General features: G+C 74.8%; 11 protein-coding genes, 1 rRNA gene and 1 pseudogene. 2 read left to right on the plus strand and 11 right to left on the minus strand.

All coding sequences use genetic code 11. From position 1 onward, the window contains the following. Positions 1-529: 529 nt before the first annotated feature. The 4 genes and pseudogenes from recN to ACIPM1_RS15150 form a co-directional block, all read right to left on the minus strand. Positions 530-2,272, minus strand: coding sequence for a DNA repair protein RecN (gene recN, locus ACIPM1_RS15135; RefSeq protein WP_402433963.1), 1,743 nt, complete (start codon positions 2,270-2,272; stop codon positions 530-532). A 195-nt stretch (positions 2,273-2,467) separates the two neighbouring features. Then, a complete protein-coding gene (locus tag ACIPM1_RS15140) occupies positions 2,468-3,373 on the minus strand; it encodes an NAD kinase (protein ID WP_356193355.1) in 906 nt (301 codons plus the stop codon). Next, a complete protein-coding gene (locus ACIPM1_RS15145) occupies positions 3,370-4,185 on the minus strand; it encodes a TlyA family RNA methyltransferase (RefSeq protein WP_356193357.1) in 816 nt (271 codons plus the stop codon). Before ACIPM1_RS15145 ends, ACIPM1_RS15140 begins: the two co-directional genes overlap by 4 nt. Before the next feature lie 7 nt (positions 4,186-4,192). After that, a pseudogene (locus tag ACIPM1_RS15150) lies at positions 4,193-4,432 on the minus strand (hypothetical protein); the annotation flags it as partial. 216 nt (positions 4,433-4,648) lie between these two features. Between ACIPM1_RS15150 and ACIPM1_RS15155 the strand changes: the two are divergent. Beyond that, entirely contained in the window at positions 4,649-4,996 is a 348-nt protein-coding gene (locus ACIPM1_RS15155) for a sterol-binding protein (RefSeq protein WP_402433968.1), read from the plus strand. Between the two features lie 9 nt (positions 4,997-5,005). On the opposite strand, the gene ACIPM1_RS15160 is transcribed toward ACIPM1_RS15155, so the two are convergent. The 4 genes from ACIPM1_RS15160 to ACIPM1_RS15175 form a co-directional block, all read right to left on the minus strand. Beyond that, positions 5,006-5,866, minus strand: coding sequence for an ABC transporter ATP-binding protein (locus tag ACIPM1_RS15160; RefSeq protein WP_402433971.1), 861 nt, complete (start codon positions 5,864-5,866; stop codon positions 5,006-5,008). Further along, positions 5,863-6,897 carry a FecCD family ABC transporter permease gene (locus ACIPM1_RS15165; protein ID WP_402434007.1) on the minus strand — a complete coding sequence of 345 codons (1,035 nt, stop codon included), beginning with the start codon at positions 6,895-6,897 and terminating at the stop codon, positions 5,863-5,865. Before ACIPM1_RS15165 ends, ACIPM1_RS15160 begins: the two co-directional genes overlap by 4 nt. 200 nt (positions 6,898-7,097) lie before the next feature. Then, positions 7,098-8,141 (minus strand): FecCD family ABC transporter permease, encoded by a 1,044-nt coding sequence (locus ACIPM1_RS15170; RefSeq protein ID WP_402433974.1) that lies wholly within the window; start codon positions 8,139-8,141, stop codon positions 7,098-7,100. Between the two features lie 56 nt (positions 8,142-8,197). Then, positions 8,198-9,226: an HAD hydrolase-like protein gene (locus ACIPM1_RS15175; RefSeq protein ID WP_402433977.1), complete on the minus strand. Its 1,029-nt coding sequence runs from the start codon at positions 9,224-9,226 to the stop codon at positions 8,198-8,200. Between the two features lie 72 nt (positions 9,227-9,298). On the opposite strand from ACIPM1_RS15175, the gene ACIPM1_RS15180 reads away from it, so the two are divergent. After that, positions 9,299-10,591, plus strand: coding sequence for a DUF1015 domain-containing protein (locus tag ACIPM1_RS15180; protein ID WP_402433980.1), 1,293 nt, complete (start codon positions 9,299-9,301; stop codon positions 10,589-10,591). A 124-nt stretch (positions 10,592-10,715) separates the two neighbouring features. Here the strand turns inward: ACIPM1_RS15180 and ACIPM1_RS15185 are convergent, their stop codons facing one another. The 3 genes from ACIPM1_RS15185 to rrf form a co-directional block, all read right to left on the minus strand. Next, positions 10,716-11,501 carry a hypothetical protein gene (locus ACIPM1_RS15185; RefSeq protein WP_402434010.1) on the minus strand — a complete coding sequence of 262 codons (786 nt, stop codon included), beginning with the start codon at positions 11,499-11,501 and terminating at the stop codon, positions 10,716-10,718. Beyond that, complete coding sequence (locus ACIPM1_RS15190; protein WP_402434013.1) at positions 11,393-12,706, minus strand: hypothetical protein; 1,314 nt, start codon at positions 12,704-12,706, stop codon at positions 11,393-11,395. Before ACIPM1_RS15190 ends, ACIPM1_RS15185 begins: the two co-directional genes overlap by 109 nt. Before the next feature lie 199 nt (positions 12,707-12,905). Then, positions 12,906-13,000, minus strand: a 5S ribosomal RNA gene (rrf, locus tag ACIPM1_RS15195); the annotation flags it as partial.

Raw genomic sequence — 13,000 nt, forward strand, 5'->3', positions numbered from 1 at the left:
CCCTCTCCCACCAGCCGCACGCGGACCACCGCTCCCTCGCCCCAACCGGAGCGCGCGAGGCCCGGGCGCTCCTCCGCACCGGCCAGGGCTGCGCGAGGCCCGGGCGACGCTCCTCCCACCGGCCGGGATACGCGGAATCCAAGCGCCCCTCTCCCACCAGCCGCACGCGGACCACCGCTCCCTCGCCCCAACCGGAGCGCGCGAGGCCCGGGCGCTCCTCCGCACCGGCCAGGGCTGCGCGAGATCCGGGCGCTCCTCCCACCGGCCGGAGTGTGCGGGCACCGAGTCGTCCCGAGTCGCCCACCACGGGCAAGGGCCGGGCGCTCCTCCCGCTCCGGCCACTGCCCGTGAGCCCTCATGCCTCCCCGCACCAGCCACGCCGCCACGGCACGCGTGCACGAGCGCCCCAGCCGCCGCGCCAGGTGTCGGGCGGCACTCCCGCGGCCGTCGCGGCGCCCGGCCCCGGCCCGGCACTGCGCGTCCGCTCGGCCTCCGGCCCCCCGCCACAGTCCGCCCGGTGCCGGTCCGGCTACAGGTCCGCGCGGGCCGTGGCCAGGAGTTCCTCGGCGTGGGCGCGGGCCGTCTCCGAGTCCTCCTGGCCCGCCAGCATCCGGGACAGCTCGCGGATGCGGTCCTCGCCCTCCAGCACCTTCACGCCGGACCGGGTCACCGAACCGTCGTCGGTCTTCTCCACCAGCAGCTGCCGGTCGGCGAAGGCGGCGACCTGCGGCAGGTGCGTCACCACGACGACCTGCGCGGTCTTCGCCAGGCGGGCCAGCCGCCGCCCGATCTCCACGGCGGCCTTGCCGCCGACGCCCGCGTCGACCTCGTCGAAGAGATACGTCGGCACCGGGTCCGTCCCCGCGAACACCACCTCGACGGCCAGCATCACGCGCGACAGCTCGCCGCCCGAGGCGCCCTTGGCGATCGGCCGGGGCGGCGCCCCGGGGTGCGGGGCGAGCAGCAGCTCGACCTCGTCGGCGCCCGACGGCCCGTAGGCGACCGTGCGCCCGCCGACCTCGACGCCCTCGGGGTCCTCGGTCTGCCGGATGGCGAAGGACACGCGCGCGTGCGGCATCGCGAGCGAGGCCAGCTCGGCGGTCACGGCGGCGGCGAACCGTTCGGCGGCCTCCGTCCGGGCGTCCGTCAACCCCTGGGCCAGACCGCCCAGTTCGGCGCGCAGGGCGTCCCGCTCGGCGGTCAGCTCCCCGATCCGCTCGTCGTCGCCGTCCAGCTCGGTCAGCCGGGCGGCGCTCTGCTCGGCCCAGGCCAGTACGGCGTTCACGTCCTCGCCGTACTTCCGGGTCAGCGCGGTCAGCGCCGACCGCCGCTCCTCCACCGCGGCCAGCCGCAGCGGATCGGCGTCCAGGTCGTCGGCGTACCCGGCCAGTTCCCCGGCCACGTCGCCCAGCAGGATCCCGATCTCCCCGATCCGGTCGGCGAGCGCGGCCAGCGCCGGATCGTGCGCGCGCACGGCCTCCAGGGCCCGCTGGGCACCCGCGACGAGGGTCGCCGCGTCGATGCCCTCGGGATCCTCCGGATTGCCCGCGAGCGCGGCGTGCCCGGCCGTCGCGGCGGACGAGAGGGCCTCCGCGTGCCCGAGCCGCTCCGCCTCCTCGGCCAGTTCCCCGTCCTCGCCGGCCCGCGGCTCGACGGCGGCGATCTCCTCGAGGCCGTAGCGCAGCATGTCGGCCTCCTGGGCCCGCTCACGCGCGCGCGTGGTGATCTCCTCCAGCTCGGCGGAGACGGCCCGCAGCCGCCGGTAGGCCTCGGCGTACTTGGCGAGCGGCCCGGCGACCGCGTCCCCGGCGTACCGGTCGAGGGCCTGCCGCTGCCGGTTCAGCTTCAGCAGCCCCTGCTGGTCGGTCTGCCCGTGCACGGCCACCAGGTCGTCGGCGAGTTCGCCGAGCAGCCCGACGGGCACGCTGCGCCCGCCCAGGTGGGCCCGGGAGCGCCCCTCGGCGGAAACGGTACGGCTGATCAGCAGCGCCCCGTCGTCGAGCTCCGCCCCGGCCTCCTCGGCGCGTACGACGGCCGCGGCGCCCGCGGGTACGGCGACCCGTCCCTCCACGACCGCCTTCTCGGCGCCGATCCGGACGAGCGCCGGGTCCGCGCGCCCGCCCAGCAGCAGCCCCAGGCTGGTGACCACCATGGTCTTGCCCGCGCCCGTCTCGCCCGTGACCGCAGTGAACCCCGGCGACAGCTCGACGACCGCGTCGTCGATGACTCCGAGCGACCGTATCCGCATCTCCTCCAACACGAACCCGACCATACGAGGTTTCGCTCGTGTCGCGCGACGCGCCCCACCCGTCCGGGGAAGCCCCGGACCGTCACCGGTGGCCGGGCCGGTCGTTCACCAGTGCGTCCCCGCCTTCGCGAGGGTGATCCGGTCGTCCCCGTTTCCGGACGAGCTGCGGACTGCTCCCCGCCGACGCGGGGCCCGCGGGAGCCGTGCCGGGGCGCACCCCTAGTGCGGAGCCCCCCGCCACCCGGTCACCGGCAGCGCGAACTTAGCCACCAGCCGGTCGGTGAAGGAGGCGTGGTGCAGCCGGGCGAGCCGCACCGGAACGGCCCCCCGCCGTACCTCGACCCGCGCACCCGGCGGCAGTTCCACCGTCCGCCGCCCGTCGCACCACAACACCCCCGGCGGCACATGCGGCAGCACCTCGACGGCCAGCACCGAGTCGGGAGAGGTCACCAGCGGCTTGGCGAACAGCGCGTGGGCGCTGATCGGCACCATGAGCAGCGCCTCCACCTCGGGCCACACCACCGGCCCCCCGGCGGAGAAGGCGTACGCGGTCGACCCGGTGGGCGTGGCGCACACGATCCCGTCGCAGCCGAACGCCGTGACCGGACGCCCGTCGATCTCCAGCACCACCTCGAGCATCCGCTCGGCGGACACCTTCTGCACCGCGGCCTCGTTCAGCGCCCAGTCGGAGTGCACGATGTCCCCGTTGCGGTGCACGACCACGTCGACGGTCATGCGCTCCTCGACCTCGTAGGCCCGGCTGACCACCCGGTCGACGACCTTGTCCAGGTCGTCCCGCTCGGCCTCGGCGAGGAACCCGACCCGGCCGAGGTTCACGCCGAGCATCGGCACCCCGGACGCGCGGGCGAACTCCGCCCCGCGCAGCAGCGTGCCGTCGCCGCCGAGCACGATGAGCAGTTCGCACCCGTCGAGGCACTGCGGGGTGGCCTCCTTGACCAGCTCCACCTCGTCCGGCAGCGGCAGGTCGAGCGCCTCCGCCTCCAGCACGCGCACGCCGATGCCGCACCGCAGCAGCCCCTTGACCACGAGCTCGGCGCTGCGGACGGCCGCCGGCCGCCCGGTGTGGGCCAGCAGGAATACGGTTCGAGCTTGGGTCTGTGTCAACGCGGCCCCTCCGCCACTGCACGGTCAACATCGGCCGGGTCCAGTTCCGGTGCACCGGCCCGCAGCCACAGAAAGTACTCGACGTTTCCGGAGGGGCCGGGCAACGGGCTGGCGGTGACACCCCGTACCCCGAGCCCCAGTTCCCGGGCCTTCGCGGCCACACCGCGCACGGCCTCCGCGCGCAGCTCGGGACTGCGCACGACACCCCCGCTCCCCAGCCGTTCCTTCCCCACCTCGAACTGGGGCTTGACCATCATCACGAGGTCGGCGTCCGGCTTCACGCACCGCACCAGGGCGGGCAGCACCAGGCCGAGCGGGATGAAGGAAAGGTCCCCCACGACAAGATCCACAGGCTCCCCATCGATCGCTTCGAGCGTCAACTCGCGTACGTTCGTACGGTCCTTGACGGTCACGCGTTCATCGCTCTGCAGAGACCAGGCGAGTTGTCCGTATCCGACGTCGACGGCGACGACGTGCGCCGCGCCCGCCCGCAGCAGGACGTCGGTGAAGCCCCCGGTGGACGCGCCGGCGTCCAGCGCCCGCCGTCCCTCCACCACGAGCCCCCGCGGGACGAAGGCCGCCAGCGCCCCGGCCAGTTTGTGGCCGCCCCGGGAGACGTAGTCGGGGTCGCTGCCGTCGGAGGCCACGACGATGGCGGCGGCGGTCTCCACCTGGGTGGCGGGCTTGGTCGCGACGGTCTTGCCGACGGTGACCCGGCCGGCGGCGATCAGCTGGCTGGCGTGCTCGCGCGAGCGCGCCAGCTTGCGGCGGACCAGCTCCGCGTCGAGACGGCGGCGTGCGACTCCTGCCACGTTCGGTTCAGCTCCTGTTGTCGAGAGGTCGTGCGGGCGCCGGGGGCGCCGGGGGTCCCGGGCGGGTGTCGAGCGCGGTGAGCGCGTCGCGCAAACCCCGGTGTACATCCTCGTACACCTCGACATGACCGTCCGTGGCGAGGTGGTCGGCGTCGCCGAGCCGTTCCAGGACCGTGTCGACGCCGGCGTCGCCGGTGGGGGTGCGCGGCACGTTCAGCGGGGCCGGGGCGGCGGGGTCGTCCTCGTCCCCGGGCGCGGCGTCTTGTCCGGGCTCGCCGGTGTCCCCGGCCGCGGCGGTGTCCCCGGCGTCCCGTACGGCGTCGGCGCCGTGCGCGGGGGCGTCCTCGTACCCGGTGGGCTCGGCGGTGTCGTCGTGTCCGGATTCGACCGCCGGGGCGGAGGCGGAGGCGGAGTCGCTCATGCCCCGACGCTACCCCGAAGCGCTGCGGTACCGTCGGTCGCGATGGCCACGATCGAGGAGTGCCGCACGGCACTGGAGAAGCTCTCGGACACCATGCGGGGCGCCGAGGGCGACGTTCGCGCCGCCGCGGCCATGGACCGCTCCGTGAGCTGCCTGATCACCGATTTGGACGTCACCTTCGTGGGTCTCCTCACCGCCGGCCGGATAGAGGTGCACCGCACGCTGACGGGGCCGCCGGCCGAGAGCGCCCAGATCAGGCTCGCCATGACCGGCGACGACCTGGTGGCGCTGGTCGAGGGCGAACTGCACTTCGCCAGGGCCTGGGGCTCGGGCCGGGTGCGGCTGGAGGCGAGCCTGTTCGACCTGTTCCGGCTCAGGAAGCTGCTGTAGCCGCCCGGGTCAGGAGGCCTCGTCGAACGCCGAGCGCGCGCGTGCCGCACGCGCCGCCGGCACCACCAGCGGGGTCCCCGTCTCCGGGTCGTCGACGACCTGGCAGCGGAGCCCGAAGACCTCCTCCACCAGCCCGGCCGTGACGACGTCCTTCGGCGCGCCCGCGGCGACGACCTTCCCGGCCCGGAGGACGATGAGGTGGGTGGCGTAGCGGGCGGCGTGGTTGAGGTCGTGCAGGACGGCGACCAGGGTGCGTCCCTCTTCCTCGTGCAGCTCGGCGCACAGGTCGAGCACGTCGATCTGGTGCTGGATGTCGAGATACGTCGTCGGCTCGTCCAGCAGCAGCAGCGGTGTCTGCTGCGCGAGTGCCATGGCGATCCACACCCGCTGCCGCTGACCGCCCGACAGCTCGTCGACGTACCGGTCGGCGAGCCCGGCTACCCCGGTCCGCTCCATCGACTCCCGCACGACCCGCTCGTCCTCGGCGGACCACTGCCGCAGGACGCCCTGGTGCGGATAGCGGCCGCGGCCCACCAGATCCCCCACGGTGATGGCGTCGGGCGCGATCGAGAACTGCGGCAGCAGACCCAGCGTGCGGGCGACCTTCCTGGCCGGCAGCGACTGGATGGCCTGCCCGTCGAGCAGGACCCGGCCCGCGCGCGGCCTGAGCATCCGCGACAGCGCCCGCAGCAGGGTGGACTTGCCGCACGCGTTCGGGCCGACGATCACCGTGAAGGAGTGGTCGGGGATCTCCATTGACAGGCGTTCGGCGATGACGCGCCGGTCGTAGGCGAGGGTGACGTCGTCGGCGGACAGGCGGTTCACGGGGCTCCTCCGGGGGTCGGAATCGTCGGGGTGTGAGGCGCTCATGTCCGGCCCGCTCGGCGCTCGGTGACCAGCAGCACCAGCAGGTACGCCCCACCGAGCACGCCGGTGACCACGCCGACGGGCAGCCGGTCGGCGCCGAAGGCGCGCTGCGCGGTCCAGTCCGCGGTGACCAGCAGGGCGGCGCCGATGCAGAGGGAGGGCAGGAGGTTCGGGCCCGGGGAGCGGGTGAGCCGACGGGCGAGCCGGGGTGCGGTCAGGGCGACGAAGCCGACGGGACCGGCGGCGGCGGTGGCGGCGGAGGTGAGCAGCACGGCGGAGCCGAGCAGCAGCAGCCGTACGCGCTCGACGCGCACCCCGAGGGCGTACGCCACGTCGTCGCCCATCTCCGTCATCCGCAGGCCGGGCGCGTGGGCCAGGACCAGCGGCAGGAGCAGGGCGCACAGCGCGAGCAGCGGCCCGACCTGGCTCCAGTCGCGCCCGTCCAGGGAGCCGGTCATCCACACCACCGCGCGCGCCGCGTCCACGAAGTCGGCCTTGGTGATCAGGTAGCCGTTGACCGCCGTGGCCACGGCGCCGGCGCCGATGCCGACCAGGACCATCCGGTACCCGTGCACGCCCTGTTTCCGGGCGAGCAGGTAGAGGGCGAGTCCGGTCGCCAGACCGCCGGCGAGCGCGCCGAGGGTGACCGCGGTGGCGTCGCCCGAGAACAGGACGATCACGGCCAGCGCGCCGGCGGTAGCGCCCTGCGAGAGCCCGAGCACGTCCGGGCTGCCCAGCGGATTGCGGGAGACGGACTGGAACAGGGCGCCGCCGAGCCCGAGGCAGGCACCCACCAGCAGCCCGACGAGGACGCGCGGCAGGCGCAGTTCGCGGACGACGAACTCCTGGCCCGGACTGCCGTGGCCGAGCAGCGTCCCCAACACGTCCGCGGCAGGGATCGGGAAGTCGCCGGTGCCGATCAGCGCAACACCGGCGGCCAGGGCGGCGAGCGCCGACAGGACGACGACGGCGCAGACCCGGACGTCGACGCGGAAGGACAGGCCGCCCGGGGTGCGGACGACGCGCCGACCCAGGGGTGCGCGGCTGCGGGCGGCGCGCGGGTCATGCGTGTCACGGCCGCGGGCGATGCGCTGGTCTCGGGGGTCGTGGCTGCCCGCGGCGCTCGGGTCACGGGGGTCACGGCTGTCGGCGGCGCGCGGGTCATGCGTGTCACGGCTGTCGGCGGCGCGCGGGTCACGGGCGGCGCGGCCGGTCCGGCCGGCGGGAGTGCTCCTCACAGGCGTGCCGTCCTGCGCCGCCGTACCAGCAGGATGAACACCGGGCCCCCGATGATCGCGGTGACGACCCCGACCTGGAGTTCGGCGGGCCGGGCGGCGATCCGCCCGACGACGTCGGCGCCGAGCAGCAGCACGGGCGCCAGAAGCGCGGCGTACGGCAGGATCCAGCGCAGGTCGGGGCCGGTGAAGGAGCGCACCGCGTGCGGGACCATCAGCCCGACGAAGACGATCGGCCCGCAGGCGGCGGTCGCCGCTCCGCACAGCACGGTCGCGGCGAGCATCGCCAGCGCCCGGGTGCGGTGCGGCCGGGCCCCGAGGGCGCGGGCGGTGTCGTCGCCCATCGCCAGGGCGTTGAGCGGCCGGGCGAGCAGCAGGGCGAGGACCGTGCCGGCCGCGAGGAACGGCAGCACCTGGGTGAGGGTGCCGTCGCCCGCGGAGGCCAGCGACCCCACGGTCCAGAAGCGCATCCTGCCGAGCGCGGCGCCGTCCGTGATCATCACGGCCTGCAGATAGCCGTAGAGGGCGGCGCTGATCGCGGTGCCGGCGAGGGCGAGCCGTACCGGTGTGGCGCCCCGGCCGCCGCCGAGGAACCACACCAGCGCGCCCACGGCGGCCGCGCCGAGAAAGGCGAACCAGACGTACCCGCTCAGGCTGGTGACGCCGAAGTACGTGAGGGCGGTGACGACGGCGGCCGACGCGCCCGCGTTGATGCCGAGCAGTCCCGGGTCGGCCAGCGGATTGCGGGTCAGCGCCTGCAGCACGGCCCCCGCGAGACCGAGCGCGGCCCCGGCGAGCAGACCGAGGACGGTCCGGGACAGCCGCTCGCCGACCACGACGTCGCCGTACCTGCCCGAGTCCTGGAACAGCCCGTGCCAGACCTGGGCCGGGGAGAGGTCCTTGGCGCCCATCGCGATGCTCGCCAGCGCGACGAGCGCCAGGATGGCGGCGGAGGCCAGGAGCCCGGCGGCCCGTACCGCACGGCGGTCCGGAAGCGCCGCGGCCCCCGGCGCGCGCTCTCGGGGAGGACGGTCGACCAACATGGGGTTAGGTTAGCCTAACCTCTCCAATGCCTCGACGGCGCGTCCGGCCGGGCGGCTCACACCCCCAGACGCGCCAGCGCCTTCGCCGCGTCCAGTGCGCACGCGCCGTCCCCGGCCGCCGTCCACGCCGCCGCGCACAGCGCGCGCAGCCCGTCCAGCGGGTGCCCCTCGCCGTCCAGCTCCAGCCGCTCCGCACCCGCCGTTACCGTCCACCCGCCGCACCGGAAACCGTCACCCGCCGGGGTGACGTCCGGCTGTCCGGTGAGCAGCCCCCGCAGATCGGCGTCCACGTACGTCGGCCGGTGCTCCGGCGGCGCGGCGAGCAGCCGCGCCCCGTCGGTCACGCCGGTCAGCACCAGCAGCGAGTCGACATCGCCGTTGAACGCGCCCTCGATGTCCGTGTCCAGCCGGTCCCCGACCACCAGGGGCCGCCGCGCGCCCGTCCGCAGCACCGTCTCGCGGTGCATCGGCGGCAGCGGCTTGCCCGCCACCTGCGGCTCGGCGCCGGTGGCGATCCGTACGACCTCCACCGCCGCGCCGTTGCCGGGGGCGATCCCGCGCGCGCCGGGGATCGTCAGGTCGGTGTTGGACGCGAACCACGGCACGCCGCGCGCGATGGCGTAGCAGGCCTCGGCGAAACGCCCCCACGTCAGCTCGGGGCCGCCGTACCCCTGCACCACCGCCGCCGGGTCGTCGTCGGCAGACTCGACCGGCTCCAGCCCGCGCTCGCGCAGCGCCACCCGCAGCCCCTCCCCGCCGATCACCAGCACCCGCGCCCCCGCCGGCACCTGCTCGGCGATCAGCCGGGCCACCGCCTGCGCGGAGGTGACCACGTCGGACCCCGCGGCCGGTATCCCCAGCTCGGTGAGGTGCGCGGCCACGGCGTCCGGGGTGCGCAGGGCGTTGTTGGTGACGTAGGCCAGATGCATCCCGCCCGTCCGGGCGGTGCCGAGCGACTCGACGGCGTGCGCGATCGCCTCCCCGCCCGCGTAGACCACGCCGTCCAGGTCGAGCAGGGCCGTGTCGTACGCCTCGCTCAGGGCCTGCTCACTGCCCTCGGGCCTCGTCCTGACGCCCTGGCTCATTCCGCATCGCTCCTCGTGTCGCCGGTTTCCCCCGATCATCGCGCACACCGCCGGCCCACGTACGATGCCGGGATGAACACAGCAGGTCCTTCGCAGGCGACGGCGGGCCGCGGCCTCGACATCACCCCGTTCCGAGGCCTTCGCTACGACCCCGACCGGGTCGGCAGTCTGGCCGCCGTGACGTCCCCACCGTACGACGTCGTCGTACGCCCGGACGGCCTGCACCACCTCCAGTCCGCGGACCCCTACAACATCGTCCGCCTGATCCTGCCCCAGGCCGAGACGCCCAGTGCCCGCAACAAGCAGGCGGCGGAGACCCTGCGCCGCTGGCTGGCCGAGGGCGTCCTCGCCGCCGACGCCGAACCCGGCCTGTACGTCTACGAGCAGCGCGACGGCGACGGGATGCTGCAGCGCGGCCTGATCGGCGCACTGCGCGTGTCGGACCCGGAGGAGGGCGTGGTCCTCCCCCACGAGGACGTCATGCCGCACGTCGTCGCGGACCGCGCGGCGCTGATGCGTGCGACGTCCGCGAACCTGGAGCCACTGCTGCTCACCTACCGCGGCCACGACTCCACCGCCTTCGCCTCCCTGCTCGTCGAACGCACCGCCGAACGGCCCCCGCTGCTGTCGACGACCACCGAGGACGGGTTCTGCCACCGCCTGTGGGCCGTCACCGACCCCGACGACGTGGCCGCCGTGCGGGAGGACCTGGCCGGGCACCAGGCCCTGATCGCCGACGGGCACCACCGCTGGGCCACCTACTGCCGTCTCCGCGCGGAGCACCCCTCCCCCAGCCCCTGGGACTACGGTCTGGTCCTCCTCGTCGACACCGCGCGCTACCCGCTGCGGGTCCGCGCCATCCACCGCCTGCTGCACCATCTGGCCGTGGCCGACGCGCTGTCGGCGCTGGAGGGCCTGTTCCGCGTGCGGCACCTGGAGGTCCCCCTGGCGCAGGCCCTCGAGGCACTCGCGGACGCGGCCTGCGCGGGCAACGCCTTCCTGCTCGCCGGGGACGGCGCCTTCCACCTGGTGGACCGCCCCGATCCGGACCTGCTGGCCCGGACGGTGCCCGCCGACCGGCCCGCCGCCTGGCGCACCCTGGACGCGACGGTCCTGCACGCCACCCTCCTCGAACACGTCTGGGGAATCCCGGAGGACTCCCCGGCCCACATCGCCTACATCCACGACACGGTCGCCACGGTGGAGAAGGCCGAACGCGACGGCGGTACGGCGGTCCTGCTGCACCCCGTCCGCGAGGAGGTCGTCCGCGACCTGGCCCGGCAGGGCGTCACCATGCCCCGGAAGTCCACGTCGTTCGGCCCCAAGCCGGCCTCGGGGCTGGTCCTGCGGGCGCTCGACGTCTGAGCGGTGCCGGGGCACGCGGGCACGCGGGCACGCAGGCACGCGGCACGAAAAGGGCAAAGGAAAAGGGCGGGCCCGCCGGGGCCCGCCCTTCCTCGTCTCACCGACCCGGCGTCAGCACCTGACGTCAGTCCGTGTCATCGTCCCGGTCCTGGTCCTGGTCCTCGTCGGCGGCGGGCGCGGGCGCGGCCTCGGGCCCGCCCTCGTTCCCGCTCTCGCTCTCGCTCTCCCTCTCGTCGAGCGCGTCGACGAACTCCACGCCGTCCAGCTCGGCCAGCCGGTCGGAGGCGTCGGTGCTGCCGTCCCGGTCGGCCTCGACGGCCTTCGCGAACCACTCGCGCGCCTCGCCCTGACGGCCGGCCGCGAGCAGGGCGTCGGCGTAGGCGTACCGCAGTCGCGCCGTCCACGGCTGAACGGAGTTCGAGGCCAGCTCCGGGCTCTGCAGCGTCACGATCGCCGCGTCGAGCTGGCCCATGTCACGCCGGGCACCCGCCGCGACGAGCCGCATCTCGACCTGCCCGGCCTTGTCGAGCTTGTGCACCTCCGGCGCGCCGGCCATCTCCAGCGCCTTCTCCGGCCGCCCGCGGCCGCGCTCGCAGTCGGCCATGACCGGCCACAACTCGACGTTGCCCGTCATCCGCCGCGCGGTACGGAACTCGCCGAGCGCCTCCTCGTACTTCTGGTTCGCGTACGCGGCGAAGCCGGCCGCCTCGCGTACGGCGGCGACCCGGGACGCCAGCCGGAGAGCGACCTTGGCGTAGCCGTAGGCACCCTCGGGGTCCTCGTCGATGAGCCGGCCTGCCATCACCAGGTTCCGGGCGACGTCCTCCGCGAGCGTCTTGGGCAGGCTCTGCAGCTCCTGACGCACGTCCTTGTCGATCTCGTCGCCGGTGACGTCCTCGGGGATCGGCAGCCGCTTGATCGGCTCGCGGTCCCGGTCGCGGTCCCGCTCGTCACGGAACCGGCCACCACCGCGCCGGTCGTCACCGCGCCGGTCGTCACGGCCCCGGAAGCCACCGGGGCGTCCGCCGCGGTCGTCCCGGCGGGGCCCACGCCCACCACGGTCGTCCCGCCCGCGGAAGCCGCCACGGTCACCGCCGCGGTCACCCCGGTCGTCACGACGCCCGTAACCACCGCGGTCGTCGTCGCGACGGCCGTAACCGCCCCGGTCGTCGTCGCGGCGCCCGTAGCCACCGCGGTCGCCTTCGCGCCTGTCGTCACGGCGGTCATCGCGCCTGTCGTCACGACGGTCGTCCCGGCTTCCGTACCCGCCGCGGTCCCCGCGGTCGTCCCGGCCACGGAAGCCACCGCGCTCGGGCCGGTCGGGCCGGTCACTCCGGTCGTCACGGCGGAAACCGCGGTCTCGGTCACGGTCGTCACGGCGGAAACCGCCACGGTCGTCGTCACGCCGGAAGCCACGGCGGTCATCACGCCGGTCGTCACGCCGGTCATCACGCCGGTCGTCACGCCGGTCGTCACGCCGGTCATCACGCCGGTAAGAGGGACGGTCATCACGCCGGTCGTCACGGCGGTCGTCACGGCGGTAAGAGGGACGGTCGCCGTCGCGGCGGTAGGAAGGACGGTCACCGTCGCGACGGAAACCACGGTCCCGGTCACGGTCGTCGCGGCGCGGGCCGGCGGGACGCTCGTCGCGACGCGGGCCTGCGGGACGGTCGTCGCGACGGGCGTATCCGCCCCGGTCGTCACGGTCGTCGCGGCGCGGACCGGCGGGACGGTCGTCACGGCGGCCGTATCCACCCCGGTCGTCACGGTCGTCACGGTCGTCGCGGCGCGGACCGGCGGGACGGTCGTCACGGCGGGCGTAACCGCCCCGGTCGTCACGGTCGTCGCGGCGCGGACCAGCGGGACGGTCGTCACGGCGGGCGTAACCGCCCCGGTCGTCACGGTCGTCGCGGCGCGGACCAGCGGGACGGTCGTCACGGCGGGCGTAACCGCCCCGGTCGCCCTCACGGCGGTCGTCTCGACGGCCGTAGCCGCCCCGGTCACCACCGCGGTCACCGCGGTCGTCACGACGGCCGTAACCACCGCGGTCGTCGTCTCGACGGCCGTAGCCGGCACGCTCGTTGCCGCGACGCGGGCCCCCGCGGTAGCCGCCACGGTCCCCGCGGTCACCATCGTCCCGGCGACGCTGCTCGCGCTCCGGACGCTCGTCGGGAGAGTTGGTGGACATCGGTGACTCCTGTCTGCTGTACCGCAAAGTCATTCTCGCGCAGCCGGGTACCCCGACGCGCAGTGGAAAAAGAAAAGGACCCCTGGTCCCAGCTGAACGCTGGTGACCAGGGGCCCTTCAAAGATTGTTCGGCGGCGTCCTACTCTCCCACAGGGTCCCCCCTGCAGTACCATCGGCGCTGTGAGGCTTAGCTTCCGGGTTCGAAATGTAACCGGGCGTTT

It is taken from the genome of Streptomyces sp. NPDC086766 (genome assembly GCF_044746005.1).
In the GTDB taxonomy this organism is placed as follows: domain Bacteria; phylum Actinomycetota; class Actinomycetes; order Streptomycetales; family Streptomycetaceae; genus Streptomyces.

Bases quoted from the DNA above. Each gene is read 5' to 3' on its own strand.
- ACIPM1_RS15155 (WP_402433968.1), top strand. From the start codon at position 4,649: ATGGCCACGATCGAGGAGTGCCGCACGGCACTGGAGAAGCTCTCGGAC.
- ACIPM1_RS15175 (WP_402433977.1), bottom strand. From the start codon at position 9,226: ATGAGCCAGGGCGTCAGGACGAGGCCCGAGGGCAGTGAGCAGGCCCTG.
- recN (WP_402433963.1), bottom strand. From the start codon at position 2,272: ATGGTCGGGTTCGTGTTGGAGGAGATGCGGATACGGTCGCTCGGAGTC.
- ACIPM1_RS15170 (WP_402433974.1), bottom strand. From the start codon at position 8,141: ATGTTGGTCGACCGTCCTCCCCGAGAGCGCGCGCCGGGGGCCGCGGCG.
- ACIPM1_RS15160 (WP_402433971.1), bottom strand. From the start codon at position 5,866: ATGAGCGCCTCACACCCCGACGATTCCGACCCCCGGAGGAGCCCCGTG.
- ACIPM1_RS15180 (WP_402433980.1), top strand. From the start codon at position 9,299: ATGAACACAGCAGGTCCTTCGCAGGCGACGGCGGGCCGCGGCCTCGAC.